Origin of the sequence: Micromonospora sp. WMMB482, assembly GCF_019038635.1 — a bacterium.
GTDB lineage: Bacteria > Actinomycetota > Actinomycetes > Mycobacteriales > Micromonosporaceae > Micromonospora > Micromonospora marina.
Window position 1 is genome coordinate 2,936,289 of sequence record NZ_JAHOPD010000020.1, and the last position, 25,780, is coordinate 2,962,068.

General features: G+C 73.0%; 30 protein-coding genes and 1 pseudogene. 13 read left to right on the plus strand and 18 right to left on the minus strand.

Going from position 1 to position 25,780, the window contains the following annotated elements; translation table 11 throughout:
- On the plus strand, nt 1-2,184 hold the full coding sequence (locus KSK32_RS14880; protein WP_216931754.1) for a bifunctional glycosyltransferase family 2 protein/CDP-glycerol:glycerophosphate glycerophosphotransferase: 2,184 nt from the start codon (nt 1-3) through the stop codon (nt 2,182-2,184).
- Nucleotides 2,185-2,341: 157 nt separating this feature from the next.
- A complete protein-coding gene (locus KSK32_RS14885) occupies nt 2,342-3,655 on the plus strand; it encodes an ABC transporter ATP-binding protein (protein WP_216936099.1) in 1,314 nt (437 codons plus the stop codon).
- A gap of 47 nt (nt 3,656-3,702) precedes the next feature.
- Here KSK32_RS14885 and KSK32_RS14890 read toward each other — a convergent pair whose 3' ends face one another.
- Both KSK32_RS14890 and KSK32_RS14895 read right to left on the minus strand, forming a co-directional pair.
- Nucleotides 3,703-4,050: a hypothetical protein gene (locus tag KSK32_RS14890; protein ID WP_216931755.1), complete on the minus strand. Its 348-nt coding sequence runs from the start codon at nt 4,048-4,050 to the stop codon at nt 3,703-3,705.
- Nucleotides 4,047-4,316 carry a hypothetical protein gene (locus KSK32_RS14895; protein ID WP_013473758.1) on the minus strand — a complete coding sequence of 90 codons (270 nt, stop codon included), beginning with the start codon at nt 4,314-4,316 and terminating at the stop codon, nt 4,047-4,049. Before KSK32_RS14895 ends, KSK32_RS14890 begins: the two co-directional genes overlap by 4 nt.
- A gap of 157 nt (nt 4,317-4,473) precedes the next feature.
- Between KSK32_RS14895 and KSK32_RS14900 the strand changes: the two genes are divergently transcribed.
- The 4 genes from KSK32_RS14900 (at nt 4,474) to KSK32_RS14915 (ending at nt 6,630) form a co-directional block, all read left to right on the plus strand.
- Nucleotides 4,474-5,274, plus strand: coding sequence for a helix-turn-helix transcriptional regulator (locus tag KSK32_RS14900; RefSeq protein ID WP_216931756.1), 801 nt, complete (start codon nt 4,474-4,476; stop codon nt 5,272-5,274).
- Nucleotides 5,265-5,453: a DUF397 domain-containing protein gene (locus KSK32_RS14905; RefSeq protein ID WP_194798872.1), complete on the plus strand. Its 189-nt coding sequence runs from the start codon at nt 5,265-5,267 to the stop codon at nt 5,451-5,453. The genes KSK32_RS14900 and KSK32_RS14905 overlap by 10 nt, the downstream gene beginning before the upstream one ends.
- A gap of 80 nt (nt 5,454-5,533) precedes the next feature.
- Complete coding sequence (locus KSK32_RS14910; protein ID WP_216931757.1) at nt 5,534-5,722, plus strand: DUF397 domain-containing protein; 189 nt, start codon at nt 5,534-5,536, stop codon at nt 5,720-5,722.
- Nucleotides 5,719-6,630, plus strand: coding sequence for an aminoglycoside phosphotransferase family protein (locus KSK32_RS14915; RefSeq protein WP_216931758.1), 912 nt, complete (start codon nt 5,719-5,721; stop codon nt 6,628-6,630). The genes KSK32_RS14910 and KSK32_RS14915 overlap by 4 nt, the downstream gene beginning before the upstream one ends.
- Nucleotides 6,631-6,642: 12 nt before the next feature.
- Here the strand turns inward: KSK32_RS14915 and KSK32_RS33420 are convergent, their stop codons facing one another.
- Both KSK32_RS33420 and KSK32_RS33425 read right to left on the minus strand, forming a co-directional pair.
- Complete coding sequence (locus KSK32_RS33420) at nt 6,643-7,026, minus strand: nuclear transport factor 2 family protein (protein WP_254187983.1); 384 nt, start codon at nt 7,024-7,026, stop codon at nt 6,643-6,645.
- Nucleotides 7,027-7,053: 27 nt separating this feature from the next.
- Nucleotides 7,054-7,758: pseudogene (locus KSK32_RS33425) on the minus strand (AAA family ATPase); the annotation flags it as partial.
- On the opposite strand from KSK32_RS33425, the gene KSK32_RS14925 reads away from it, so the two are divergent.
- Nucleotides 7,757-8,713, plus strand: a complete 957-nt coding sequence (locus tag KSK32_RS14925; protein WP_216931760.1) for a sulfotransferase — start codon at nt 7,757-7,759, stop codon at nt 8,711-8,713. The pseudogene KSK32_RS33425 and the gene KSK32_RS14925 sit on opposite strands and share 2 nt — an antisense overlap.
- 21 nt (nt 8,714-8,734) lie before the next feature.
- On the opposite strand, the gene KSK32_RS14930 is transcribed toward KSK32_RS14925, so the two are convergent.
- Nucleotides 8,735-9,259 (minus strand): hypothetical protein, encoded by a 525-nt coding sequence (locus KSK32_RS14930; RefSeq protein ID WP_216931761.1) that lies wholly within the window; start codon nt 9,257-9,259, stop codon nt 8,735-8,737.
- A 160-nt stretch (nt 9,260-9,419) separates the two neighbouring features.
- Here KSK32_RS14930 and KSK32_RS14935 point away from each other — a divergent pair, with 160 nt between their 5' ends.
- From KSK32_RS14935 to KSK32_RS14945, 3 genes are read left to right on the plus strand one after another with little or no spacing between them, the layout of a single operon-like run.
- Complete coding sequence (locus KSK32_RS14935; protein ID WP_216931762.1) at nt 9,420-9,887, plus strand: DUF4442 domain-containing protein; 468 nt, start codon at nt 9,420-9,422, stop codon at nt 9,885-9,887.
- Between the two features lie 47 nt (nt 9,888-9,934).
- Nucleotides 9,935-10,687 carry an HAD family phosphatase gene (locus KSK32_RS14940; protein ID WP_216931763.1) on the plus strand — a complete coding sequence of 251 codons (753 nt, stop codon included), beginning with the start codon at nt 9,935-9,937 and terminating at the stop codon, nt 10,685-10,687.
- Nucleotides 10,684-13,056, plus strand: coding sequence for a glycoside hydrolase family 65 protein (locus KSK32_RS14945; protein ID WP_216931764.1), 2,373 nt, complete (start codon nt 10,684-10,686; stop codon nt 13,054-13,056). Before KSK32_RS14940 ends, KSK32_RS14945 begins: the two co-directional genes overlap by 4 nt.
- A 42-nt stretch (nt 13,057-13,098) precedes the next feature.
- On the opposite strand, the gene KSK32_RS14950 is transcribed toward KSK32_RS14945, so the two are convergent.
- The 3 genes from KSK32_RS14950 to KSK32_RS14960 all read right to left on the minus strand — a co-directional run bounded on the left by KSK32_RS14950 (nt 13,099) and on the right by KSK32_RS14960 (nt 14,049).
- Entirely contained in the window at nt 13,099-13,278 is a 180-nt protein-coding gene (locus KSK32_RS14950) for a hypothetical protein (RefSeq protein ID WP_071097001.1), read from the minus strand.
- A 61-nt stretch (nt 13,279-13,339) separates the two neighbouring features.
- Nucleotides 13,340-13,687 carry a co-chaperone YbbN gene (locus KSK32_RS14955; protein WP_289256602.1) on the minus strand — a complete coding sequence of 116 codons (348 nt, stop codon included), beginning with the start codon at nt 13,685-13,687 and terminating at the stop codon, nt 13,340-13,342.
- Entirely contained in the window at nt 13,657-14,049 is a 393-nt protein-coding gene (locus KSK32_RS14960; protein ID WP_216931765.1) for a MerR family transcriptional regulator, read from the minus strand. The genes KSK32_RS14955 and KSK32_RS14960 overlap by 31 nt, the downstream gene beginning before the upstream one ends.
- Before the next feature lie 197 nt (nt 14,050-14,246).
- On the opposite strand from KSK32_RS14960, the gene KSK32_RS14965 reads away from it, so the two are divergent.
- Complete coding sequence (locus KSK32_RS14965) at nt 14,247-14,900, plus strand: dienelactone hydrolase family protein (protein ID WP_216931766.1); 654 nt, start codon at nt 14,247-14,249, stop codon at nt 14,898-14,900.
- 12 nt (nt 14,901-14,912) lie between these two features.
- Here the strand turns inward: KSK32_RS14965 and KSK32_RS14970 are convergent, their stop codons facing one another.
- Entirely contained in the window at nt 14,913-16,010 is a 1,098-nt protein-coding gene (locus KSK32_RS14970) for an AI-2E family transporter (protein ID WP_216931767.1), read from the minus strand.
- A 129-nt stretch (nt 16,011-16,139) separates the two neighbouring features.
- On the opposite strand from KSK32_RS14970, the gene KSK32_RS14975 reads away from it, so the two are divergent.
- Nucleotides 16,140-16,322 carry an antitoxin gene (locus KSK32_RS14975; RefSeq protein WP_216931768.1) on the plus strand — a complete coding sequence of 61 codons (183 nt, stop codon included), beginning with the start codon at nt 16,140-16,142 and terminating at the stop codon, nt 16,320-16,322.
- 120 nt (nt 16,323-16,442) lie between these two features.
- Here the strand turns inward: KSK32_RS14975 and KSK32_RS14980 are convergent, their stop codons facing one another.
- From KSK32_RS14980 to eccB, 8 genes are all read right to left on the minus strand, one after another.
- On the minus strand, nt 16,443-17,054 hold the full coding sequence (locus KSK32_RS14980) for a C39 family peptidase (protein ID WP_216931769.1): 612 nt from the start codon (nt 17,052-17,054) through the stop codon (nt 16,443-16,445).
- Nucleotides 17,055-17,200: 146 nt separating this feature from the next.
- Complete coding sequence (locus KSK32_RS14985; RefSeq protein WP_216931770.1) at nt 17,201-17,614, minus strand: pyridoxamine 5'-phosphate oxidase family protein; 414 nt, start codon at nt 17,612-17,614, stop codon at nt 17,201-17,203.
- 30 nt (nt 17,615-17,644) lie between these two features.
- Nucleotides 17,645-17,980, minus strand: a complete 336-nt coding sequence (locus KSK32_RS14990) for a YkvA family protein (RefSeq protein WP_216931771.1) — start codon at nt 17,978-17,980, stop codon at nt 17,645-17,647.
- 201 nt (nt 17,981-18,181) lie between these two features.
- Nucleotides 18,182-19,012 carry a hypothetical protein gene (locus tag KSK32_RS14995; protein WP_216931772.1) on the minus strand — a complete coding sequence of 277 codons (831 nt, stop codon included), beginning with the start codon at nt 19,010-19,012 and terminating at the stop codon, nt 18,182-18,184.
- A gap of 155 nt (nt 19,013-19,167) precedes the next feature.
- Nucleotides 19,168-19,605: a hypothetical protein gene (locus tag KSK32_RS15000; protein WP_216931773.1), complete on the minus strand. Its 438-nt coding sequence runs from the start codon at nt 19,603-19,605 to the stop codon at nt 19,168-19,170.
- Between the two features lie 107 nt (nt 19,606-19,712).
- Nucleotides 19,713-20,999, minus strand: a complete 1,287-nt coding sequence (locus KSK32_RS15005; RefSeq protein ID WP_216931774.1) for a WXG100 family type VII secretion target — start codon at nt 20,997-20,999, stop codon at nt 19,713-19,715.
- Entirely contained in the window at nt 20,992-21,330 is a 339-nt protein-coding gene (locus KSK32_RS15010) for a hypothetical protein (protein WP_254187061.1), read from the minus strand. Before KSK32_RS15010 ends, KSK32_RS15005 begins: the two co-directional genes overlap by 8 nt.
- 149 nt (nt 21,331-21,479) lie before the next feature.
- Nucleotides 21,480-22,949 carry a type VII secretion protein EccB gene (gene eccB, locus KSK32_RS15015; RefSeq protein ID WP_216931776.1) on the minus strand — a complete coding sequence of 490 codons (1,470 nt, stop codon included), beginning with the start codon at nt 22,947-22,949 and terminating at the stop codon, nt 21,480-21,482.
- A gap of 162 nt (nt 22,950-23,111) precedes the next feature.
- On the opposite strand from eccB, the gene KSK32_RS15020 reads away from it, so the two are divergent.
- Nucleotides 23,112-24,281 (plus strand): type VII secretion protein EccE, encoded by a 1,170-nt coding sequence (locus KSK32_RS15020; RefSeq protein ID WP_216931777.1) that lies wholly within the window; start codon nt 23,112-23,114, stop codon nt 24,279-24,281.
- Here KSK32_RS15020 and eccD read toward each other — a convergent pair.
- On the minus strand, nt 24,265-25,662 hold the full coding sequence (eccD, locus tag KSK32_RS15025; protein WP_216931778.1) for a type VII secretion integral membrane protein EccD: 1,398 nt from the start codon (nt 25,660-25,662) through the stop codon (nt 24,265-24,267). The two genes, KSK32_RS15020 and eccD, sit on opposite strands and share 17 nt — an antisense overlap.
- Nucleotides 25,663-25,780 lie beyond the last annotated feature (118 nt).

Below are 25,780 nucleotides of genomic sequence, written 5' to 3' on the forward strand. Positions count from 1 at the left end.
GTGACCTTGATCAGCTTCGTCGTGCCGGCCTTCAAGGTGCAGGGCTACCTGCGGGAATGCCTCGACTCGATCCTCGACCAGCCGTTCGGCGACATCGAGGTGATCGGCGTCGACGACGCCTCCCCTGATGACAGCGGCGAGATCCTGGCCGAGTACGCGCTCCGCGACCCCCGGGTCCGCCCGGTGCGCCTCGCCGAGAACGTCGGGCTCGGTCCGGCCCGCAACATCGGGCTGGACCGGGCCGTCGGCGAGTACGTGTGGTTCGTCGACGGGGACGACTGGCTGGTGCCCGGCTGCCTGCCGCACGTCGCCGACCGGCTCCGTGACACCGCGCCGGACGTGCTGATCGTGGACCACGTCCGGGCGCACTGGAACAACATCGGCACCCGCAGCGCGATGCGCGACGTGTTCCCGGTCCCGCCGGGCGCGACGACGTTCGCGCTGCGGGACCGGCCGGAGACCCTGAAGCTGCTGCACACCGCGTGGAACCGGGTGGTACGCCGGGAGTTCCTGAACGAGCGCGGGCTGCGCTTCGAGCCGGGCTGGTACGAGGACGTGTCGTTCAGCTACCCGGCGCTGATGGCGGCCGGGCGGATCGGCGTACTCGATCGGATCTGCCTGAACTACCGGCAGCGCCGCACCGGCGCGATCACGAAGACGCGGGGGGACCGGCACTTCGAGGTCTTCGCGCAGTGGCACCGGGTGTTCGGGCTGATGGACCGCTGGCAGGTGACCGGGCTGCGGCCGGCGGTCTTCGAGCGGATGATCTGGCACTACCTCACGGTGCTCGGCAACGGCGCCCGGATCGCCCCCGAGCTGCGGGCGCCGTTCTTCGCCCAGATGCACGCCGACTACGTACGGTTCCTGCCGCCCGAGGGCTACCCCGTCCCGCCCGGCCCGGAAGGGCTCAAGCACCGGCTGGTGGCGGCCGGGCGCTGGCGGACGTTCAGCGCGTTGCGGGAGGCGCACCAGGTGGGGGAGACGGCCCGGCGGACCGCCCGGCGGGCCCGGCGACGGGTGACGCCGGCGGTGCGGCGTACCGCCCGGCGGGCCCGTGACCTGGCGCTCGGCGAGTACTACCGGGCCGAACTGCACCGGCCGATCGACCCGACGCTCGCCGTGTATGCGGCCTACTGGTACCGGGGCTACTCGTGCAACCCGGCAGCGATCTACGAGGCGGCCCGCCGGCTCGCGCCGCAGGTGCGCGGCGTGTGGATCGTCCGCCGCGACCGGGTGGCCACGTTGCCGCCGGGCGTCGAGTACGTGGTGGCCGGCACCCGCGAGTACCACCGCGTCCTGGCCCGCGCCCACTGGCTGGTCAACAACGTCAACTTCCCGGACTTCGTCCGCAAGCGTCCGGGCTCGGTGCACGTGCAGACCCACCACGGCACGCCGGTGAAGGTGATGGGCCTGGACCAGCAGCGCTACCCGGTGGGCGCGATGGGGATGAACTTCGCCGGCCTGCTGCGCCGGGTGGACCGGTGGGACTACAGCATCACCTCGAACAGCTTCTCCACGCAGATGTGGGAGCGGGCGTACCCGGCGGACTACACCACGCTGGAGGTCGGCTACCCGCGCAACGACCGGCTGGCGCTGGCCACCGCCGAGGACCGCGGCCAGGTCCGCGCCGCGCTGGGCATCGCACCCGACGAGTACGTGATGCTCTACGCGCCGACGCACCGGGAGCACCTGCCCGGGTGGCGGCCACCGTTCGACCCGGACCGGATGCTCGACGTCCTCGGGCCGCGGGGCCGGCTGCTGATGCGCAGCCACTACTTCCACGACCGGGAGCGGCATCCCAGGGGACCGGCGTCGGACGGCGTGCTGGACGTGAGCGCGTACGACCGGGTGGAGGACCTCTACCTGGCGGCGGACGTGCTGGTCACCGACTATTCCTCGGCGATGTTCGACTACGCCGTGCTGGACCGGCCGATTGTGGTCTACGCGCCGGACTGGGACGCCTACCGGGTGGCCCGTGGCGTCTACTTCGACCTGCCGGCCGAGCCGCCGGGCGCGGTGGCGCGGGACTTCCCCGGCCTGCTCGACGTGTTCCGTTCCGGCGCGGTCGACGACGAGGTGGCCGAGCGGGCCCGGGCGGCGTTCCGGTCGCGGTTCTGCGCCCTCGACGACGGGCACGCCGCCGAGCGGGTGGTGCGCCGCGTGTTCCTCGGCGAAACGCCGTAAAAAGGGTTACCGGCAGGTCACTTGACGATTGAGACCGGCGAAAACCGCTTAATAGGACTGTCACGAGCTGAACATGGCACGTTTACCCGATGTGCGAATCAGATGATCCTGGTCACAGTCATTCCCGAGTTTGGGGCGAGGAACTGGGGAGGTGACGGTGGCGACCGTCGCGCTCAAGGATGTCACCAAGGTGTTCCCGGACGGAACAGTCGCGGTCGACACCATCAATCTGGACGTCAACGACGGCGAGTTCATGGTGCTGCTCGGCCCGTCGGGCTGCGGGAAGTCGACGGTGCTGCGCATGGTCGCCGGGCTGGAGGACCCGTCCTCCGGCGCCATCATGCTCGGCGGTGAGCTGGCGAACGACCTGCCGCCGCGCGACCGGAAGATCGCCATGGTCTTCCAGGACTTCGCGCTCTATCCGCACATGACGGTCGGCGACAACATCGGCTTCCCGCTGCGCCTGAGCGGCGTCGAGCCCGGCCCGCGCGGCGAGCGGATCCAGGACGTGGCGAGCGCGCTCGGCATCGGCGACGTGCTCGGGCGCAAGCCCAGCCAGCTCTCCGGCGGCCAGCGGCAGCGGGTCGCCATGGGGCGGGCGATAGTGCGCCGGCCCGGCCTGTTCCTGATGGACGAGCCGCTGTCGAACCTGGACAGCGGGCTGCGCGCCGAACTGCGGGCGGAGATCTCCGGCCTCACCCGCGAGCTGGGCGTCACCACCATCTACGTGACCCACGACCAGGCCGAGGCGCTGACCATGGCCGACCGGGTCGCCATCATGCGCAAGGGCGTGCTCCAGGACGTGGGCACTCCCACCCAGGTGTACGGCCGGCCGGCCACGCTCTACGTCGCCGCGTTCCTGGGCAGCCCCCGGATGAACCTGCTGGAGGCGTCGGTCTACGTCCACCTCGACCGGTACGTCGCGCTGAACCTCGGCGAGCAGGCGCTCTACCTGCCCTGGGACGACATCCGCAGCCGGGCGGTGGCGCACTACCACGGTGAGCGGATCGTGGTCGGCATGCGCGCCGAGGCGCTCACCCCGGTCGCCCCGGACACCGCCGGGGACGTGCTGCACGGGCGTATCCGCTACCTGGAGCACCACGGCCACGAGTCGCTCGCGTTCCTCGACATCGGCGCCACCGCGATCGTCGTGGACGAGATGGGCACCCCGGTCGAACAGGCCGCGCCGGGCCAGCGCGGCCTGCGCCGGTTCAACCAGGTGATGCAGCGCCTCACCGGCCGCGCGACGGAGTCGTCGGCCCCGGCCCTGGAGGTGGGCGGGGGCGGCGGCAACCGCACGAGCGTGCTGCCCGACCCGGGCCGCCACCACCGTCGTCCGGCGGAACTGGCGGTGCGGCTCGCGCCGTACCCGCAGGTGTCGCCCGGGCACCCGCTCGCGGTGCAGGTACGGATGGACGCGCTGCACTTCTTCGACGAGCGAGGCGACCGCATCGACGTCGGCTGGCGGTGAAAGGAGGGGCACCCTATTAACGCCTCCGGTAGAGGAAGGGCCCCTTATTAACAGTCGCCGCCCGGTGGGACGGGCCGGTGACGGCGGTACGGGCCCCAGCCGACGAAGCGCGCGAACATGTCGGCCGGGGCCGGCGCGTCGTCCGGGTTCAGCCGGTAGATGTCGCGCGTGGCCTCGTACAGCAGCCCGCACAGGTAGATGGACAACCCGATCCGGTTGTCCTCGTACTCGCTGCGGAGCAGCAGCCGGGCCGTCGGGCACGGCCACGGCTGCCCGCAGGCCCGGCAGCACCACATCGGACGCAGCGGCGTGTGCGGGGTGGCGTGCAACGGGTACGGCCGGGGGCGGTCCGGCCTGGGCCCGTCCGGCGGCTGCCCGAGCTGGTGGCTGATCACCGGCGCTCCTCGTGGTGGCCGTCTCCCGGGCGCTGCTCCGGGGCGGACCGATGGCCGCCGCCGTTCCCGCGCTGCTCCGGTACGGACCATCGGCCGCCGTTCGCCCGCCACTGCTGGGCCGGGGTGAGGTTGCCGACCCGGCCGGGGCCCATCGTCGGCAGTGGACGCGTCGGCTGCCGCATCCACTCCGGCAGGTTGTCGCCCCGTACCCGGTGGGGCAGTGTCGGTGCCGACGCACCCCGGCAGCGGAACCAGCGCAGTCGCACGGCGCAACTCCTCTCGGTAGCGGGAACCGGACGAATTCGGCTCCACTGCGTGACAGTCTCGTCACCGCGCCGCTAGGGTCGGAAGGCGTTCCACCCCCACCTTCCTGGCCGTCCGACCGGCCGATTTCCGTGTGCAGCCGTGTGCAGAGGTGTGCAGATGATCCGTGTGCCGTTGTGGGAACTGTTCGCCGGTGAGCTGCGCCGGTTACGCACCGATGCGGGGCTGACCCAGGAGGCGCTGGGCGAGCGGGTGAGCTACTCGGCGTCGCTGGTGGCGGCCGTCGAGCAGTGCCGCCGGGCACCGCGCGCCGAGTTCACCGAGCGCTGCGACGAAGTGCTGAACGGCGGCGGCCTGCTGGTGCGGATCCGGGACGCGCTGATGCAGGAGGCGCTGATGCCGTGGTTCCGCGAGTGGGTGAGCATCGAGCAGGAGGCGACGGCGCTGCGCAGCTTCCAACCGCTGGTGGTGCCCGGTCTGTTGCAGACCGAGGGGTACGCCCGCGCGCTGCACGAGGGCGCAAGCCCGCTTGTAGGTGATGCGATGGAGCAGCAGGTGGCCGCTCGACTTGCCCGGCAATCGGTCTTGGACCGTCCTGCCCCGCCGCAGTTCGTGGCGGTGCTCGACCATTCGGTGCTGGCCCGCGCGGTGGGCGGGCCGAAGGTGATGCAGGAGCAGTTGGCGCATCTGGTGGAGATGGGCCGACGACCTCGGGTGCACTTGCACCTGGTTCCGGAAACAGTCGGTTCGTATCCGGGACTCAACGGTGCTTTCGTGCTTGCCACCCCCGCCGACGGCGACGATGTGGGCTACCTGGACAACCAGCTGCACGGCACGATCGTGGAGCGACACGCGGACGTAAAATCACTGCGGCAGACCTGGGAGTCGGTCCGCGCGGAGGCTATGCCGCACGGGGCGACTCTGGCGGCGATTTCGGAGGCGGCGAAGCGATGGAGTTGACCGGCGCGATCTGGCGCAAGAGCACCCGCAGCAGCGGCAATTCCGGCGACTGCGTCGAGGTGGCGGACAACCTGCCCGGTGTGGTGGGGGTGCGGGACAGCAAGGACCGGCAGGGGCCCGCGCTGACATTCACGCCGTCGAGCTGGGCGGCGTTCGTCGCGCACACCAAGCGCGCCTGACCCTGGTTACAGTTCTCTCCCTGCGCGGAGGCGATGCCGCACGGGGCCACGCTGGCGGCGATTTCGGAGGCGGCGAAGCGATGGAGTTGACCGGCGCGATCTGGCGCAAGAGCACCCGCAGCAGCGGCAACCAGGGTGACTGTGTCGAGGTGGCGGACAACCTGCCCGGTGTGGTGGGGGTGCGGGACAGCAAGGACCGGCAGGGGCCCGCGCTGACATTCACGCCGTCGAGCTGGGCGGCATTCGTCGCGCACATCGCACGGTTGTGAGTGACGTACCGGATCTCGGTCCCCCACCACGGCGCATCCCTGTCGACGGGGCGCAGGTGCGTCGTCTGGTCGCCGACCAGTTCCCACACCTGGCCGGCCTCCCGATCGAGCCGGTCGCCAACGGCGGCTGGGACAACTGGACCTTCCACCTCGGCCCCGAGCTGCTGGTGCGCCTGCCCAGCGCTGCCGAGTACGCCCTGGCCGTCGACAAGGAACATCGCTGGCTCCCGGCCCTCGCCGCCCGGCTGCCGCTACCCGTCCCCGGCCCGGTGGCGAGAGGCGAGCCGGGTGCGGGTTACCCCTATCCGTGGTCGATCTACCGATGGCTCGACGGCGAGACCGCGCGGCCGGACCGCATCGCCGACCCGGTGCGCTTCGCGCTCGACCTGGCCGGATTCCTCGCGGCCCTGCGGGACGTGGACGCCGCCGGTGGTCCGCAGCCGGGTGTCCACAACTGGTTCCGGGGTGGCACGCTGCGCACGTACGACGGGAAGGTCGAGCAGGCGCTCGTGGCACTGGACGGCCATGTCGATGCCGGGCTGGTACGCGAGATCTGGGCGCGGGCGGCGGCCGCCCGATGGGACGGGGTGGACCGCTGGTTCCACGGCGACATCGCCCCGGGGAACCTGCTGCTCGCGGACGGCCGGCTGGCGGCCGTCATCGACTTCGGGACATGCGGCGTCGGTGACCCGGCCTGCGACCTGGCGATCGCCTGGACGGTGCTGACCGCCGAAGGCCGGGCGGCGTTCCGCGAGCGGCTGTCGGTGGACGACGCGACCTGGGCGCGCGGACGTGGCTGGGCCCTCTGGAAGACGCTGTCCACCTACTCCCGCACCTTCGACGAACCCGACGACGCGGAGGAGTCAGCCGACGCGCAACGCATCCTCGGCGAGATATTCGCCGAGTAGGCGGCTGGTCTCTCACCCGGCGGCGGGGGCCCGCTTCTCCGGCGCGAACGGCCACTCCTCGAACGACAGGCACCGGCCGTCCTCAGCGAACCGCATGATCCAGAGATCGCGCCACTCCTGGTCGGCGGGGTCGCCGTACCGGACATGCACCCGGGCCACGGCGGTGTCGCCGTCGACCGCGACGATCTCCGACGTCATCTCGAAGACCTCGTCGGGTCCGTCGCGCTCGCTGTCCCACATGCGGGTGATGGCGGGCAGGCCGACGACCGGATCCCGGTACGGCCCCTGCCGGTAGCTCGCGTCGGAGGTGAACATCGTGCCGAGCGCCGCCGTTCCCGGTGTGCGCCACGCCTGCTCGTACGCCGCGATCCAGGCGGCCACCCGATTCCTGTCCATGGTCGCCAGCCTGCCATCCGTGTGCGTGCGGGTCTCCCAGATCGGCCGCCGGGGATCGTCGTTGTGCACGACGACATCGGCGCGCTCGGCCGGGCGGGCCGTGGCGAAGTAGAGACGCTGGGCGGGCAGGTACCGCTCCCGCCAGCGCCGTTCGACGTCCGCCCGGGACGACAGCGGGCTCTCCCGGACCACCGCACGATCCACGGTACGGTCCGGCGCGGTCGACACGAAGACCCGCAGCTCCCACCGGTCGAGCAGTTCCGGGCGCAGCAGGAAGACACCGTCGAACACCAGCACGGCGTCAGCCGGGGCGGTGGTGACCGGCGGGGACAGCACCGTATCCGTCGCGTGGTCGTAGACCGCGTGCCGGAACCGTCGGTCGCCGCCCGGCCCGAGCGGATCGAGCAGCACCCGGTTCAGCGCCCCGTGGTCGTGGGTGTCGACGTAGCAGCCCTCGGCCGAGAACTCGCCGCGCCGGTAGCGCCGCTCCCGGGGGAAGAGGAAGTCGTCGACCGTCGCGCGGATGACGTACCGGCCACGGACGCGCAGGACGGCGGCCAGCTCGTCGGCGAGCGTGGTCTTGCCGGCGGCAGGCGGCCCGTCGACGGCGACCCGGATCGGGTGCGGCACGGCGACGGACCCGACCGCGTCGGCCAGGTGCGCGATCAGCTGATCTCGGCGGGGGAAATTGGATTGCCCCGGCGCCGGGCCGGGAGTTTGACTGCCGTCCATGCCGTCTCCCTCACCGGTCTTCGTCGCGGGTACCGGCCGCTCGGGCACGTCGCGGATCGCCGACATCATCGGCCAGCATCCGCTGATCCACCGGATCCCGATGGAGACCAAGTTCCTCGTCGAACCCGGTGGCCTGCGGGACCTGGCCGACGCGCTCACCGACCGGTACGACCCCATCGTCGGTGAGGACGCCCTGCACCGGCTGAGCGACTTCCTCACCGTACGCGTGCCCGGCCGGCGGGACGACCGTGGCAAGACCGTGCCCGAGCTGGTCGGCGAGCGGCGCTACCGGGACGCCGTACACCAGCTCTGGCCGCAGGTGATCGCGCACGCCTTCGAGGAGCCCGCGCCCGCGGAGGGCTTCGGCGACGGCGACCGGCCCGCCGGGCCGTTCGGGCCGGCCAGCCGACGGCGGGTCGTGCCGAGGTATTTCCCCGACCGGGGCGAACTGGTCGGCATCCTGCGGGGCCTGGTCGACACCCTGTTCGGCGGGGCGGCGGCCGACGCGGGCAAGCCGACCTGGTGCGAGAAGACGCCGTTCAACCTGTTCGCCATGGACTTTCTCTGGGAGCTGGTCCCCGAGGCGACGATCGTGCACATCAAGCGTCATCCGGTGGCGGTGCTCGCCTCCCACCTGGCCCAGCCGTGGGCGCCGTCCACTGTCGACGGGGCGCTCGCCTACCTTGTGCCGGTCTACCAGAGGTGGCTGGCCTGGAAGAACGCGGCCGACCTGACGAGCAGGCGATACGTCGAGGTGAAGGCGGAGGATCTGGCGGCCGACTGGCCCGGGCAGCGGCGGGCCCTGTTCGAGCGGCTGGGCGTCGAGGACGCCGTCACCGCGTCGACGTTCCAGGCGGACAAGCTCGCGCATCGCGACGACCAGTTCGACGCCGGCACCCGCGCGTACGTCGAGCGGGAACTGGGCGAGATCATCCCCGCGATGGGATACGAGTGACGGCCGCGACGGCCCCCCGGATCACGTCTTGTGACGCAGTTCGCGGAGCACGCCGTGCCGGCGGAGCGCCCACCCCAGGCGCCGTGCGCTGGGGTGCCTGACGAACAGCACCGCCGCCCGGCGGATCAGCCCGAACCGGTTGTCGCTCACATGGTCGTCGACCGCCCGCCAGATCAGCTCGCGTACGCCGGCGCTGTCCAGCATTGCCCGTACCTCGTGGCGTACCCGGGGATCCTCGGCCGCGGACGTGACGGCGGTGACCAGGCCGGGCCGGTCGGCGAGCGGCTCCACCGCCGCGGTGACGAGCGGCCGGCGTACGGTGTCCCGCTCCAGCAACAGCAACACCGCCTCCCGGACCTCGGCGCTGTCGAGTCCGGATCGCAGCAGGCCCAGCGCGCTCCGCTCGACCTCGCGGTCGCGGTCGCGAAGGGAAAGCGCGGCCAGCAGCATCGTCACCTCGTCGAGGTCGACGAGGTGACGCAGCCCGTCGCGAAACTCCGGCAGCGCCCACGCCACCATCAGCCCACGCGCGAGATCGCGGTTCATGGGCCACTCGCTACCCGGAGTCGGCAGCCGCCGAAACGCCGCTGAGCTGATCCATCGGGCCGGACAGCGGCGGGCGGCATGGATGTCGCTTGGTAAGTGACATTAGGCCGGCGCGGCTCGGCGTCTTGCCGGAAAAGTTACTGGCGAGTAGCGTTCGGGCATGAGCATCGACTCTCGCCAGGTGGCGGCCGGTCTCCTCGACGCCGTGCCGTTCGCCCGCACGCTCGGAATCGAGTTCGTCGAGGTGGCGCCCGAGGCCGAGGGCGGGGTCCGGGCCGTGGTCCGGCTCCCCGACGACCCGGCGCACCACAATCACGTGGGCGGCCCGCACGCCGGGGCCATGTTCACGCTGGGGGAGACCGCCTCGGGCGCGGTGGTCCTGGCCGCGTTCGGGCATGTGCTCGACCGGGCCGTACCCCTGGCCGTGACCGCGACCATCCGCTACCTCAAGGTGGCGATGGGGCCGGTGCTGGCGACCGCCCGGCTCGGGCGTCCGCCCGCCGACGTGCTGGCCGAGCTGGACGCGGGGACGCGGCCCGAGTTCCCCGTCGAGGTGGAGATCGGCACCGAGGACGGCACCGTCACCTCGGCTCTCACCGTGATCTGGACGCTCCGCCCGAACCGCTGAACCCCGAACGGGGTTTGCCCGGCGCGAGGGCTGGATAGATTCAAGCGATGCTGGGCCTCCCCGCGCACGTGAGCGCTTGTCTCTTCGATCTGGACGGTGTGCTGACGCAGACCGCCAAGGTGCACAACGCCGCCTGGGCCGCGACGTTCGACGCGTACCTGCGGCGCCGGTCGGCGGAAACCGGCGAGCCGTTCCACCCGTTCGACAGCGGACCGGACTACAACCGGTACGTGGACGGCAGACCGCGCGCCGACGGGGTGCGCACATTCCTGGCCTCGCGCGGCATCACGCTGCCCGAGGGATCGCCGGACGACCCGCCCGAGGCGGACACCGTCAACGGCCTCGGCAACCGCAAGAACGTCGTCCTGCTCCAGCAAATCGAGCAGCACGGCGTCGAGGTGTACGAGGGTTCGGTGCGCTACCTGGAAGCAGCCACCACGGCCGGGCTGCGCCGCGCGGTCGTCTCGGCCAGCGCCAACTGCGCCGCTGTGGTGCACGCCGCCGGGCTGGAGCGCTGGCTGGAGGCGCGGGTGGACGGCGTGGTCGCCCGCGCGAGCGGGCTGCGCGGCAAACCGTACCCGGACACGTTCCTGGAAGGCGCGCGGCTGCTCGGCGTCGAGCCCGCGCAAGCCGCCGTCTTCGAGGACGCCCTCGCCGGGGTGGCCGCCGGTCGGGCCGGCGGATTCGGGTACGTGGTGGGCGTCGACCGGGTCGGCCAGGCCGACGAGCTGCTCGCGCACGGCGCCGACGTGGTGGTCACGGACCTCGCCGACCTGCTCGCGGCGGAGCCGGCCGCGTGATCCGGGAAAGGGCGTATCCGGTCGAGCCCTGGCACGTCCGGGAGATGCAGCTCGACATGGACGTGCTGGCTCAGTCCGAGTCGGTGTTCGCGCTGTCCAACGGGCACATCGGGCTGCGCGGCAACCTCGACGAGGGCGAGCCGCACGGGCTGCCCGGCACCTACCTGAACTCGTTCTACGAGCTGCGCCCGCTGCCGTACGCGGAGGCGGGCTTCGGTTTCCCCGAGTCCGGGCAGACCATCGTCAACGTCACGAACGGCAAGCTGATCCGGCTCCTTGTGGACGACGAGCCGCTCGACGTGCGCTACGGCGAGCTGCTGGCCCACGAGCGCGTTCTCGACATGCGCGCCGGCACGCTCCACCGGGACCTGCACTGGCGTTCCCCGGCCGGCCGCGAGGTCAAGGTCCGTACCACCCGGCTGGTGTCGTTCACCCAGCGTTCGGTGGCGGCCATCCACTACGAGGTCGAGCCGATCGACGGGCCGCTGCGGCTGATCCTCCAGTCCGAGCTGGTCGCCAACGAGTCGCTGCCGCCGCAGAGCCGCGACCCCCGCGTCGCCGCCGTCCTGGAGTCGCCCTTGCAGGCCGAGGAGGAGCTGACCACCGACGACGGCGGCCAGCTCATCCACCGCACCAAGGTCAGCGGCCTGCGGGTCGCCGCCGCGATGGGCCACGACATCGACGGACCCGAACGCACCACGATCGAGAGCGAGGGGTACGAGGACTGGGTCCGCACCACCATCGGCTGCGTGCTCAAGCCCGGCGAGACGCTCCGCGTGGTCAAGTACCTCACGTACGGCTGGTCCAGCCGCCGGTCGCTCCCGGCGCTGCGCGACCAGGTCGGCGCGGCGCTGGCGGCGGCCCGGCTCGACGGCTGGGACGGCCTGCGCCGGGCCCAGCGCGAATACCTGGACGCGTTCTGGGACGCCGCCGACGTGCGCGTCGAGGGTGACCCCGAGGTGCAGCAGGCCGTCCGATTCGGCCTCTTCCACGTCCTCCAGGCCGGCGCCCGCGCGGAACGCCGGCCGATCTCGGCCAAAGGGCTCACCGGCCCGGGGTACGACGGCCACGCGTTCTGGGACACCGAGATGTTCGTGCTGCCGGTGCTCACGTACACGCAGCCCGGCGCGGTGCGGGACGCGTTGCAGTGGCGGTACGACACGCTGGCCCAGGCCCAGGAACGCGCCCGCACTCTCAACCTGGAAGGCGCCGCCTTTCCGTGGCGCACCATCGAAGGGCCGGAGTCGTCGGCGTACTGGCCCGCCGGAACCGCCGCGTTCCACATCGCAGCCGACGTCGCCGACGCGCTGCGCCGCTACGTGCTGGTCACCGGCGACGAGGCGCTGGAACGGGAGATCGGCCTGGAACTGCTGGTCGAGACTGCCCGGCTGTGGCGCTCGCTCGGCCACCACGACCGCGCCGGCCGGTTCCACATCGACGGCGTCACCGGCCCGGACGAGTACACGGCGGTGAAGAACGACAACGTCTACACCAACCTGATGGCGCAGCGGAACCTGCGTACCGCCGCGGACTGCGCGATGCACTACCGGGACCAGGCACTCGACCTCGGGGTCACGGAGGAGGAGGCAGCCGCCTGGCGGGACGCCGCGAACGACATGCACGTCCCGTACGACGCGGAGACCGAGGTGCACGAGCAGGTGGAGGGGTTCACCCGCTTCCAGGAGTGGGACTTCGAGCACACGCCGCCGGAGAAGTACCCGCTGCTGCTGCACTACCCGTACTTCGACCTCTACCGCAAGCAGGTCGTGAAGCAGGCCGACCTGGTGCTGGCCATGCACTGGCGGGGCGACGCGTTCAGCGCCGCCGAGAAGCTGCGCAACTTCGTCTACTACGAGCGGCGCACCGTACGCGACTCGTCGCTGAGCGCCTGCACCCAGGCGGTGCTGGCGGCCGAGGTCGGCTACCTCGAACTGGCCCACCGCTACCTGCGCGAGGCCGCGCTGATGGACCTGCACGACCTCAACGAGAACACCCGCGACGGCGTGCACATGGCATCCCTGGCCGGCGCCTGGATCGCGCTGGTCGCCGGGTTCGGCGGGCTGCGGGACCACGACGGGACGCTCTCCTTCGCGCCCCGGCTCTCCAGCCGCCTCAGCCGCCTGGAGTTCTCACTCCAGTGGCGCGGGATGCGGCTGCGGGTCGACGTCCGGCCGCACCAGACGACGTACTCGCTGCGCAACGGCGGCCCGGACACCGTCGTGGAGCTGCGGCACCACGGCGAGCCGCTGCGGGTCACCTCCGCGCAGCCGGTCACCGTGGCGGTGCCACCGGCGCACCCGAGCGGGCCGCAGCCGGAGCAGCCCCAGGGCCGCGCGCCGCTGATGCACCTGCCGGAACGCATGGACTGAGCGGCCCCGCCACGAGGGGCGGGGCCGCTCGGTACGCGTACCTCAGAACTGGCGGCCGTTTGACGGACGCCCGCCGGCGTCGCGCGGCGCAGTCGCCCGCGGATCGTCGGAGGTACGCGCCGTCGAGGCGCGGTCGGCCCAGTCCGGGGAGTCCTTCAGCTCCTGCTTGCGGCGTTCCTGGTCGGTGAGTTCCTGTTCCCGGGACCTGTCCTGTTTCGCCATGACGATCCTCGCGATCGGTCGGGGTCCGTGGTCACCCCGCGCGTTCCCGCCCGGCGGCGGCTCAACCGTCCAGGTGCCGGGCGAAGCTGCGCCGCAGGTGGTCCTTCGGGCGGGAGCCGACGATCGAGCCGACCACCTCGCCGCCCCGGAACACCAGCATGGTCGGCGCGGACATGATCCGGTGGGCGCGGGCGGTGACCGGGTTCTCGTCGGTGTTGACGGTGACGAAACGCAGCGTGTCGCCGAACTCCTCGGCCAGCTCGGCCAGGTGCTTCGACACCACCCGGCACGGCGGGCACCACTCGGCCCAGAAGTCCACCACCACCGGGCGGTCGGCGGCCAGCACGGTGGCCGCGAAGGTGTCGTCGGTGACCGGGTTCAACCGGCCGGTCCTCGTGTCCTGAGGCATGTTTCCTCCCGTTGGGCGATCGCGCGGGCGAGCTGGTCGTGCAGCCGGCGGCGGACGTCGCCGAGCCGGTCGAGGTAGTCGTCCACCTCGGTGAGCTTGCGCCGCAGCACCGCCACCGAGTCGGGGCAGACGTCACCGGAGTCGTGCCCGGCGCGCAGGCAGGCGACGAACGGGCGGATGTCGTCCAGGCCGAAGCCGACCGCCAGCAGCGAGCGGATCTCGCGGACGACGCGTAGTTCCGCCTCGTCGTAGACCCGGTAGCCGTTGGCGGACCGGTCCGGCCGGACCAGCCCGTGGGCCTCGTAGTAGCGCAGGGTGCGGGTGCTCGTACCGGCCCGCCGCGCCAGCTCCCCGATCCGCATCCGCCGCCCCCCGTCCGTCTCTGCCGCTGACGCTAAACCTTGCCGCCGACGTCAACGCAACCCCGCGAGTCGGATCTCCCCTGGTCTCCCGTCGATCATGAAGTTAGCGGCGTTGTGGATCTCGGAATCTGCCGCCGACCTCATGATCGTCGGGGTGGGGGGTATGCGGTGGGGAGAGCGGGAGAGGCGGTGGGGTGATGCGTGAGGTTTCGGTGCCTGTGGTTGAGGGCGGACTCGTGGGGGACGTGGTGGTGCCTGCGGAGGCGCGAGGGGTGGTGCTGTTCGCGCACGGGAGCGGCAGCTCGCGGCACAGCCCGCGCAACATGGCCGTCGGGCGTGCGCTCAACGAGCGCGGGCTCGGCACGATGCTCGTCGACCTCCTGACCGCCGACGAGGAGGCCCGGGACGAGGTCACCGCCGAACTGCGCTTCGACATCGGCATGCTGGCCGAGCGCCTGGCCGGGATCGTCGACTGGATGGGTGCCGACCCGGAACTCGGGCGGCTCCCGATCGGGCTGTTCGGGGCCAGCACCGGCGCGGCCGCCGCCCTGGTCGCCGCCGCGACCCGGCCGGACCGGGTGGGCGCGGTGGTCTCCCGGGGCGGCCGGCCCGACCTGGCCGGCAGCTCACTGACCGCGGTACGCGCACCGACGCTGCTGCTCGTCGGCGGCCTGGACGAGCAGGTGATCGTGCTCAACGAGCAGGCCCGGGACATGCTGGGCGAGGTGGCCGAGTTGCAAATCGTGCCCGGTGCCACGCACCTGTTCGAGGAGCCCGGCACGCTGGAGCAGGTGGCCGACCAGGCGGGTACGTGGTTCACCACGCACCTGCGCCAGCCGCACCCCGCCTGACCGGCGCCGGAATCAGCCCGCGGCCTCGGCGGCGCGATGCCGCTGCACGGTGTCCAGCACCCGCCACAGCACCGCCGCGATCGGCACCGACACGAAGGCACCGGCCACCCCGGCGACCAGCGTGCCAGCGGTGACCACCACCAGGATGACCGCCGGGTGCAACTGCACCTGCCGCCGCATCACGAGCGGTTCCAGCAGGTTGCCCTCGATCTGCTGGACGGCGATCACGGCGGCCAGGGTCAGCAGCGCGGTGGTGGGACCGTTCGCGGCCAGCGCGACGAGCACCGCCACCGCACCGGCCACGGTGGCCCCGATGATCGGGACGAACCCGCCGATGAACGTGATCAGGGCGAGCGGCAGGGCCAGCGGGACACGCAACACGACAAGCGCCAGCCCGATGCCGACGGCGTCGATGGCCGCGATGATCATCGTGCCCCGGCTGTACGCGCCGAGCGTCCGCCAGCCCGCCCGCCCCGCCTCGGCGGTCAGCTGCCGGCGCGGGCCGGTCAGCCGGCGCAGCACCCAGTGCCACATCGAGCGGCCGTCCTTGAGCAGGAAGAACAGCAGGACCAGCGCGAGCAGGATTGCGCCCACGACCTCGGCGACCTTGCGCGCCCCGGCGACCGGATCGGGCGCGCCGCTGCTCAGGCCCTGCCGGATCTGCTCCACGAGCCGGTCGAGCTGCTGGTCGCTGACCGGCAGGCTGGACGTGACGAAGTCCCGGGAGCGCTCCAGCCCTTGGCCGAGCTGCTGGCTCAGCTCGCCGAACTGGCTCGCCGTGAGGTTCCAGACCAGGACGCCGGCGCCGCCCAGGATGCCGAGCAACAGCAGGATGCTCAGCAGCGCGGCGAGCCCGGCCGGCACCCGCAGCCGACGCAGGCGTACCAGGACCGGGTCGAGCAGCGCGGTGAGGAAGAGCGTGCCGGCCAGCGCCACCGCGAGCGGCGCCAGCAGCACGGCGATCTGCCCCAGCAGCCACAGCCCGGCCGTCACCACCAGCAGGCAGGCGCTCCAGGTGACCGCCGTCCGTACCGGCCAGGGCAGTCCCGCCCAGGTCTGCCGCGGCCCGGTGGCCGGTGCCCGCCCGGTTGTACCAGCGTCGTCGTCCACGTCGCCTCCTCGATCGTGGCCGTTGGTACCCGACGCGGGTCGATCCGACACCAGGGCAGCAACCACCCACCCGGTGTTTGTGCCCCCCGCCTCAGGGAAGGCATTCAACGTATCGAAGGGAGATCAGGCATGAGCGACTTCATGGACAAGGCCAAGGATTTCGCGGACAAGCACGACAAGCAGGTCGACCAGGGCATCGAGAAGGCAGGTGACGCGGCCGACAAGCGCAGCGGCGGCAAGTACGACGACCAGATCGACAAGGGCGTCGACATGGCGCAGCAGCGCACCGGCGAAGGCGACACCGCCCGCTGACGTACACCCGAATCGGTGCCGGAACACGACGGCGGCCACGCCCCCCGGTGGGGAGCGTGGCCGCCGCGACGCCGGGCCGGCCTCCACAGGAGACCGGCCCCGGCCGTCAAAAGGTACGGATCAGGAGCTGTAACCGCGGCCCGCGATCCAGTTGGCCAGCTCGGTCACGTCCATCCAGTACGTCGGCGCGTCCGGCCGGGCCGGGTCGGCGATCAGCACCCGGTCACCGTCGCCCTCGTACCGCACGACGGTCACGTAGTGGCCGGGATAGCTGTGCTCCACCCCGTCGACGTCCAGGGCGCCGCCCAGGATGTTCGCCACCACCGGCCGGTCGTCGTCGACCGCGCTACGGATGTCCGCGCGCAGGCGGTCGACCTGCTCCCGGGTGGCCACGTCGTCGCGGATCTCGGTGGTCCGGTACTTGCCGCCGGTGTACTCGTTGAGCACCCGGGTGATGTCGATGGCCGAGTCGGTGCCGTTCTCGGTGGTGCCGAGCTTGGCGGCCAGCTCGTCCTGGCTCACGTCCTGGCCCTCGGCCGACAGTGCGATCCGGGTCGAGGCGGGACCGCAGTAGAAGAAGTTCGGCTGCGCCTGGTACTCGTAGTCGGCGGCGCGGTCACCCTTGCTCTTGACCGGGGCGGCGTGGGCGGCGGCGGCCGGACCGGCGACGGCACCACCGGCCGCGGCCAGGCCGGCGACGGACAGCACACACTTGCGGATGATCGGATTCATGGTCGAGGCTCCATTCGGGGGTCGACGGCTCCGTGCGGGAGACGCGGCACCAGGAGTGGCGCTCGGCGTACGGAGAGTTCAACCGCCCTGCCTCGGCTGCTCATTTCCCTGCGTGACCGGGGCCACCACGGCACCGGACAGACGCCTCAGCCGGGGAGACTTCCCAGGAGCCCCGTCACCGCGATCTCGATGACCACCCGCTCCGGATTCGGACGCGGCGTGCGATACCGCTCGGCGTACCGGCGCTCGGCCTCGGCCACCGACTCCGGGTCACGGCGCAGCACCGCCCGGCCCTCCACGGTCAGCCACCAGCGGCCGTCGACCTGGCACACCGCGACCGGGACGCCGTCCGGCCCGGCCGCCGCGACGTGCCGCGCCTTGGCCGACCCGGCGGAGGTGATCACCCGGGCCAGCCCGGCTGTCGGGTCGAAGGTCACCCCCACGGGTACGACGTGCGGGGTGCCGTCGGCACGCGGTGTGGTGAGCGTGGCGAGGTGCCGGTCCGCGAAGAAGCGCCGCACCCGCTCGTCGTGCGGATCCAGACGGTGCCGTCCCGCCATGTCGTCTCCTCGTTCCGTGCCGGTGACGTCTCAGCGGCGGGGTGCCGCGCCGGGCGGCAACGTCGCCGCCGGGGACTCCCCGGCGGCCCGCTGCTCGGCGCGGTGCTTGGCGACCAGCCGGCCCAGGTAGAACAGCGCGCCGGCCAGCACGCCCATGTCGTCCAGGTAGATCGGGTCGGGCAGCAGGTCCACCGGCAGGATCGTGTAGATCAGCGCGCCGTAGAACGCGACCTTGCCACCGGCGCCGAGCGCGCCGAGCATCCGGCGGGTGCGAACCACCCGGATGGCGAGCAGCACCGCACCGGCCAGCATGGCCGCCGCGAGAACGGCGGCGACGACGACGAGCACCCAGTTTTCACGGGACACGCCACCACGCTAGCCGAGCCGGGCCTGGGCTGCCCGGTGTCGAAGCTCCGAGCCTTTCCGTTCTCGGTGGTGTCCGCTACCTCCGGTAGCCGCCGCCGACAGACGACTCTCACGGAAACGCGTATGACTGAGAGGTATATTTATGCCTCTCAGTCATACTGCTCGGAAGTAGTCCATCGGGGAGACCGGGTCACGGTGCTCTCAGGCCACGACCGCCGCCCGGCCCCGAGCCACCGGGGTCAGCTCGCGAGTGGTCTCCACGCCCGCTGCGGTCGGCAGTTCCCGGGTGGCCTCGGGGCCGGCGAACCCGACGATGGACAGTTCCGCCTGCGGCTCGGCGACCGGGTGCAGTGCCGCGAACGCCTCGTCGCGCAGGCTCTGCGCCGCCGCGGCGGCCCGCTCGGCTGCCTGCCAGGCCGCCTGCTCCCGCTGCGTGGCGGCCCGGTGCCGTGCCGCCAGGTTGTCCCGGACCAGCCGGCGCAGCAGCAGTTCCTGCTCCACCGGGTGCCGGCTCGGATCCCAGCCGTTGCCGCCGAGGATGTCGCTGAGCTGCCGCACCGTGATCTCGTCGCGCCACTGGGCGTCCATCGCGGCCCGGTGCAGCCAGCGCTCCCGGTCGGCGTACTCGGCCGGCGTCTTGGCGGTCCGAGGCAGCGGGAGCGCCGCGGCGGCGGTCAGGCGCCGGACGTCCTCCTCGGCCGCCTGGTACGCCTGCCAGGTGGCCTCGGCCTCCTCCTGGGCGCTCAGCCATCCGGCGCGGCTCCGCTCGGCGGTCGCCGTCGCACGGGAGGCCGCCACCGCCATCTCGTCGGCGTAGCGGATCCGTTCCCGGTCCCGTACGCGGGTGCGCTCGGCGCGTTCGATGCTGCTCGGCCGGGCTGCGTCGCTGATCCGTTCGACCAGTTCGGAACGGAACCGGGACGGCCGGACGATCAGCGCGGCGACCACTGTCGCGGCCACGGCGAGCAGGACCAGCCAGATCACGGCGGCCGCGGGCATGTCGGGCAGGACGGTGGAGAATACGGTCTGCATCACCAGCACCTCGTGGTGGAACGAAAGATGATCAACGGTTGTGGCCCGGACATCCGGGCGGTGCGCGTCGTGACTCAGACGCGACGGGACGCGCGGCAGGGCGCCCGGGGTGCGGGCTGTGGGACCGCGCCGGGGCGTACCGGAAGGGCGCCCGGTCAGGCGTGCGGCGGGCCGCGACGGGCGATGTGCGCCCGGCCGGGGTCGGCGGCGGCGGCGACCTCGACGCCGGGGACGCGCCCGGCGGAGTCGGCGGAAGGGGCCTCGGTGACGGCCGGGCCGGTGCCGGGACCGGTCGTCCGCGGGGTGGCGGTCGTGGCGTCGCCCGCCGTGAGATCGGCGGTGCGTGCGGCGCCGGCCGTGGCCGCCTGCCGCGCCGTGACGTGCTCGACGGCGGCGAGTCGCTCGATCGCCGCGACGTGCCCAGTCGCGACGGCGTGCGGGGCGTCTGTCGCGTGCGAGGACGCGGCGGCGTGGGCGGGTGCGGCGGCGATGCCCTGGAGGCCGGCGATCAGCACCAGACTGGCCACCGCCGTGCGGGCGATCCGGCGCAGCGTCGCCGTCCAGGTGGACGGGTCGAACGCTACGGGCAGCACCGTTTCAACCTATCGGTCAGCGGAGGATCCCGCAGCTCAAGGATCTTGCGCGTTACGTGAGCCACCCCACGGGTCGGTGTGGACGGACCACTCGCGCGGGTGCGGTGTCAGTTGCCGCCGAGCACCGGCGGCGGGGCGGTGTCGCCGTCGCCCCAGACCATCTCGTCCTCGGTGAGCCAGGTCAGGCGGCCGTCGGACTCGTCGTCGCCGTGGCCGCCTCGCCCGCCCAGCACGCCGCTGCGGCCGGCCATCGCGGGCCGCCCGGTGGCGCCGCCGGTGCGCTCGGCGGACTTGCTCCCGGCGTCGACCACGAGGCCCCGCCCGGAGGTGAGCCGGCCCGTGCCGGCCGCCGAGCGGTTCTCCGCGCCGGACACGCCGCCGAAGCGGGCCGAGGACGCCGAGTTGGCGCCGGTGCCCGCGAGCGAGCCGGTGCTCAGCACGCCGGGGGCGCCGTAGAGCCCGCCACCTGCGCCGCCGGCGCTCATCGTCGTCGATCCGGCGCCGCCGGGACCGAAGCCCGGGCCGCCGCCGATCGTCGGGCCGCCGGCGGTGCTGGTCAGCGGAGCGGCGCCGGCCAGTGAGGTGCCGGTCGGGTCGACGGTGCCGCCGGTCGGCACCGAACCCGGAACGCCGACGCCCGGCTGGCCACCCGTCGTGCCCGCACCCGGCGTGCCCTCGCCCGGCGTGCCGCCGGTCGGGGCCGTGTGGTGCACGCCCGACGTGGTGGCGGTGGCGTTCGCGCCCGGACCGAAGCTGCCCAGGCTCGGGCCGGACGACGGCGTCTTCACCGACGGCCCGTTCTGCAGCGTCGGGTCACCGTTGCCGGTGTGGCCGGGCAGCTCGATCTCCGGCGGTTCCGGCACGACGATCCGGCCGTACGCCGAGAAGTCGTAGCCCTCGGCGAGCTTCGCCACGACCTGCACCATCCGCTGGTGCGCCTTCTCCTGCTCGGCCTTGTCCTGCTGGTGGCCGACGATCCCGCCGATCACCGCACCGGGTGCGCCGCCGAGCAGGAAGCCCTTGCCGGCGCCGGAGAGCAGCTTGTCGTTGTCGTCGGTCTTCTCCGGGCTCTCCGCCTTCGACTGGGCGGCCCGCAGCTCGCTGGACATCATGTCGAGGCCCTGCCGGACGCCCGTCATGCCCTCGGCGAGGTTGCCGGAGTAGCGGACGACCATGTCCAGCCGGCGGTGGAACTCGCGCGCGGCGTCGCCGGTCCAGGTCTTCGCCAGCGCCTCCAGGTCGGCGGTGAGGTCGCGGCCGAGGTCGTCGAGCGTGCCCTTCAGCGAGGTCCACTGGGCGCTGAGCGCCTCGATCTGCTTCGGGTCGCCGGCGTTGACGCCCTGGTAGAGCTCCTCGTGCGGGACATGCTCGTAGCGCTGGGTGTACTCAGACACGCGGATCCTCCTTCGGCTGCTCCATCGCCTCGTTCAGCCCGGAGAGGGCGGCGGCGATGTCGGCCGCGGCGGCGGCGTTGCGGGCCTCGGCGGTCCGGTAGTTCGTCATGATCTTGTGGGTCGCCTCGCGGGCGGCCAGGATCGCCCGGCGCAGCCGGTCGACGTGGTTGACGTAGCTCTGGTGGGTCTCGGAGTAGCGACGGGCGTTGTCGGTCGCGTCGGTGAACGTGCCGAGGGCCGGCGGGCGGCACTGCATCTGGGTGTTGAGCTTGCGCAACACCGACTCCGCCTCGTGCAGGCGCCGATCGAGCCGCTGGTGAAAGTCCTCCAAGGACAGTACGTCTACTGTCGTGCGCCCCGTCATGGCTGCATCCCCGTAGTCATCGTCGATAACCGTTCGCCGCACTCAGGTTAGTCGAAGCGGGCCAACCCGGGCGACCCGTGACGGAGATCCTCCACTTCGGATCGCCCGAGGGCCGGTCAACCGCCCTGGACCTGCGCCGCCCCGCCTCCGGCCGAGGGCGTCTCGGTGGCCCCGGGAGGAGTCGACGCATCGAAGTAGGTCATCGCATCCTCGCGGGACAGTGTCGGACCGGTCGGCACCAGCGCCAGCAGCGAGGCGGGTACGGCGAGCGGCTTCACGTCGCCGTACCCGAGCGCGCTCTTCGCGTCGCCCCCGGCGGTGCCGAGCGGATAGCGGATGCCCTGCGCGGTGATCAGGTAGACCGTCGAACCGGCCGCCGCCTTGCCGCTCTCCCCGGCCGTGGCCTGCACCAGCACGCCCTTGCCGCCGGGCAGCAGCACGCTCTCGGCGGTGCGAACCGCGTCCCGGGCGCCCTGCCGCGCGGGCATCGCGGTCGCCGAGGTCAGCTCGGCCGGTGGGGAGTCGAAGACCTCCAGCGTGGTTGTCGGTGGCTGACCGGCCGGGCCGGGCCGGTAGGTGGCGCAGAGCACCGTCCGCCCCGGACGGACCTCGTGCAGCGCCGGCAACCGGGCCGGCAGGCCGTCCGCGTCCAGGCGCTGGTCGGTGAGGAGCCGGCCCGCCTCGTCGGGGGTGATCTGCGTCACCTCGCCCCCGCCGCCGAGCAGCAGCAGCGCGGTGACCTCACGGACGGTCGCGAGGCCCCGCCGGGTGAGCACGTAGTACTGGCCGGCGGCCTGGTAGACCTGGCCGATCCGGGCCGGCCGGCCGGCCACTGTCAGCCCGCTCGCGCCGCCGTCCCCGGCGATCGCCGGCTTGCGCAGATCCGGGCCGACCGGCACCGCGTTCAGCAGTTGCTGCCCGACGGTCAGGTTCGTCGCGCCGGCCATCTTCAACGCCACCAGCGCCTGCTCGTCGCCGGCCACCCGCAGCCGGGAACCGCCGGTGAGCAGGTAACGCGCGTCGCTGGTCCGCACCACCACGGCCCGGTCGGTGAGCGCCGTGCCGCCGGGCAGCGCCCGGTCGATCACCAGGTGCGTGCTGGAGCGCTGCGGGTCGTTCGGATTCGGCACGTCGCACACCGACCAGGGGAGCCCGGCCAGCGACCTGCGATCCGGCAGGTCGTCCGGGGCGCCCACGATGCCGACCAGCCGCCCGCGTGGACGATCCTTGATCGACGCCTGGGACATGGTGCGCGGCTGCGCCGCGGCGTCGTTGACGATCAGCCGCGCCGACGCGTAGTTGAGCGTCGGGCGCAGCACCCCGTCCTCGCCGAAGTAGTACGTCGCGCCGGTCTCCCGCTCGATCACCAGCGTGTTCGGCTCCAGCGGTGCGGAGTTGCTGGTGAGCTGCCCGTACGCGCCCACGCCGCCGAGCACCACCGCGGCCGCGATGACGCTGCCGAACACCGCCATGCCGAGGCGGCGCATCGGCAGGTCGTTCGTCTCCGGATCACCGGAGAGCAGCGCCGAGACGATGCGGCGGGTGACGAAGCGGTACGCCTGCACCTGATCGCGGCGGGTCCGCATGACTAACCTCCGGCGGGGGTGGGTCCACGGCGACAGGTCCGAACAGCGCCGCGGGCTTCCCTACGATAAGGGGCCGCCGGGGGTGCGCCGGACCCCGTCCGCCGCCCGAACGACCGCACCCGCCCGGCGGATGCCCAGGATGTCCAGAAGGGACGCACACCGATGACGCAGCTGCAGGCGCCACCCGGTCGTACCGCCACCGCTCCCGCCGTACCGGACCGGCCGGTCACCCCGGCCGACAAGCGCCGCCGGGGACGCCTCGGCCCGGTCGTGGTCGGGCAGCTCGTGGTGGTGGAGTGCGCCGCGCTCGCCGTCTGGTTCGCCACCGCCGGCCCGGCGTGGCTGCTCGTGGTGGTCGCCGTCCTGGCGCTGCTGGCGGTGGCCGCGGCGTTCGCCCGCCGGGGCGGCCGCTGGTGGTACGAGGATCTGATGCTCCGCCGCCGGCTGCACCGGCGCCGTGACCGGGCCCGGGGCGCGGCACCCGGTGGTGACCCGAGGCTGGCCGCGCTGGCCCCGGAACTGACAGTGGTGGAGCTGACCGAGCGCGGCACCCGGCTCGGCATCGGGCAGGACGACCGGGGCTGGTTCGCCGCGCTGGCGCTGACCGGCCGGCCCGGCGCGCCCGCCGGCTCGATCGAGGCGGCGGCGGTGGACCGCGCGCTCGCGGTACTCGCCGACTTCTCCGGCCCGGTCACCCAGACCCAGGTCGTCTCGCACACCCTGGTCTGGTACCCGGCGCCCGGCGCGCCGCCGTCGGCGTACCGGACCGTGTGGGTGGCGCTGCGCCTGTCGGTGTCCGACGCGCGGGCCGAGGCGGTGAGCCGGGGCGGCGGCCTGCGCGGCGTGCACCGCACGGTGGCGGCCGGGGTGGGCCGGCTCGGCAAGGCGCTCAACGCCGCCGGCCTCGCTCACCGGGTGCTCGACCGGAACGAGCTGCACGCGGCGGTGGTGTCCGGAGCCGGGCTCGACCTCGCGCCGGAGTCCCCGGTGGAGACGTGGACCAACCTGCGCGGGGGCGGCTGGACGCAGCGCTGCCTGGCCCTGCGGGTACGCCCCAACGGTTCGCTCGGTGCACTGGTGGACGCGGTCACCGCCACGTCCGCGCCCTCGCACACGGTCGCCGCGGTGGTGCTCCCGGGCGGCCGGCGGGTGCCGCCGCTGCTGCGGGTGGCGGCCATGGACGGGCACGCCGAGGCGCTGGTGAAGGCGGTCCGGGAGATGGCCCGGCGCGCGGGCGTGCCGGCCCGCCCGCTGGACGGCCAGCACGGCCCCGGCGTCTACGCCACCGCGCCGGTCGGCACCGCGATGGGGACCGTCACGGTCGAAGGTTGACGATCCAGCCGTACGCGCCGCAGACCCAGACTGCCAGCGGCACCAGCGCGATGATCAGCAGGATCTCGGCGATGTCCAGGATCCGGCCCCAGACCGGGGAGATCCGCTTGCCCGCCACGGTCAGGCCGTAGACCAGGCTGATCACGGCCAGCACGGCCAGGCCGCCCAGAATCAGCCCGAGCCGTACCGCCAGCGAGCCGGTGGCGAACGTGGCGGCGGCGACCAGCCCCAGGCCGGCGGTGCCGGACAGCAGCACCGGCGTGCGCTGGGCGCGGCTGAGGAACGGGCGTGCCCGCAGCAGCGACAGCAGGGCCAGCACCAGGCAGAGCAGGACCGCGGGGAGCCGGCCGTTCCCGGCCAGCACCACCTCGCCGCCGAGCACCAGCAGCGAGACGGTCCAGAGCAGACCGGTGAGGAACGCGTCGGCGCGCTCGCTGTTGCGCAGCACCGACGGCCCGTCCACCGACTCGGTGTCGGTCTTGAGGTCGTCCGGACCGGTGGGGATGGACGGCACCGGCAGCCGGGCCAGGCGGTAGGCGAGCATCGGCAGCGCGGGCAGCGCGCCGAATGCGACTGTCGCCACCACCGCCGCCGAGGCCGCCGCGCCGATGCCGAAGGCCAGGCTGAGCACCGCGCCGAGGCCGACCGCCCCGCCGATGCCCACCGCGCCGAGGAACAGCGGCAGGCGGTCGCCGACGGCGAGCGCGGCGACCGCGCCGAAGACCACCACAGCGGTGCCGGCGAGCAGGACGTGCGGGCCGGCCAGCTCGCCGAGCGTCCGGTCCCCGGCAAGCACCAGCAGGCCGCCGACGCCCGCGTACCCGATCCCGACCAGGGCCAGCACCGCGCCGGTGCGGCTGTCGCCGGCGGCGCGGGAGAGCACCGCGGCGCCGACCAGCAGCGCCACCGCGACCACGAACGCGGCCGCCGCGCCGGGTAGCTGCGGCGGGCCGGTGAGCAGCGTCGCCACCGCGCCCGCGGCGAGCGCGGAGGCGGCCAGCAGGACCGCGAACGCCCGGGTGGTGCCGACCTGCCAGGCGCCCGCCCGCTGGGTGGTGGAGGTGGCGACCGCGTCCACCACGTCGTCGAAGACGATCTCGGGGGCGGTCGCGGAGCGCGGGTTGAAGTAGAGGATCTCGCCGTCGCGAACGCCGAGCTGCGCGGCGGTCCGGCCGCCGTCGAGCGGCTGGCCGCCGAGCCGGGACAGGGCCCAGCCGCCGTGCCGCACGCCCTCGTCGGCCAGGTCCTCGCCCGCGTACCGCAGCAGCGTGGGCAGCAGGTCGGCGAGCGGCACGTCGGACGGCAGCGCCAGGTCCATCCTGGTACGCGGCGCCACGATGGTGATCCGGCTCAGCCCACCGGTCGCCGTCTTCGTCGCCACAGTGGCCTCCTCGTGCTCGCATACGATCCGCTGGGCCGTCGGCATCGCCCACACGGGTCCACGACGCCACCGGGAGATTACCTACGATGGCGGTCGCACAGGTTGCCCACCCGACGCT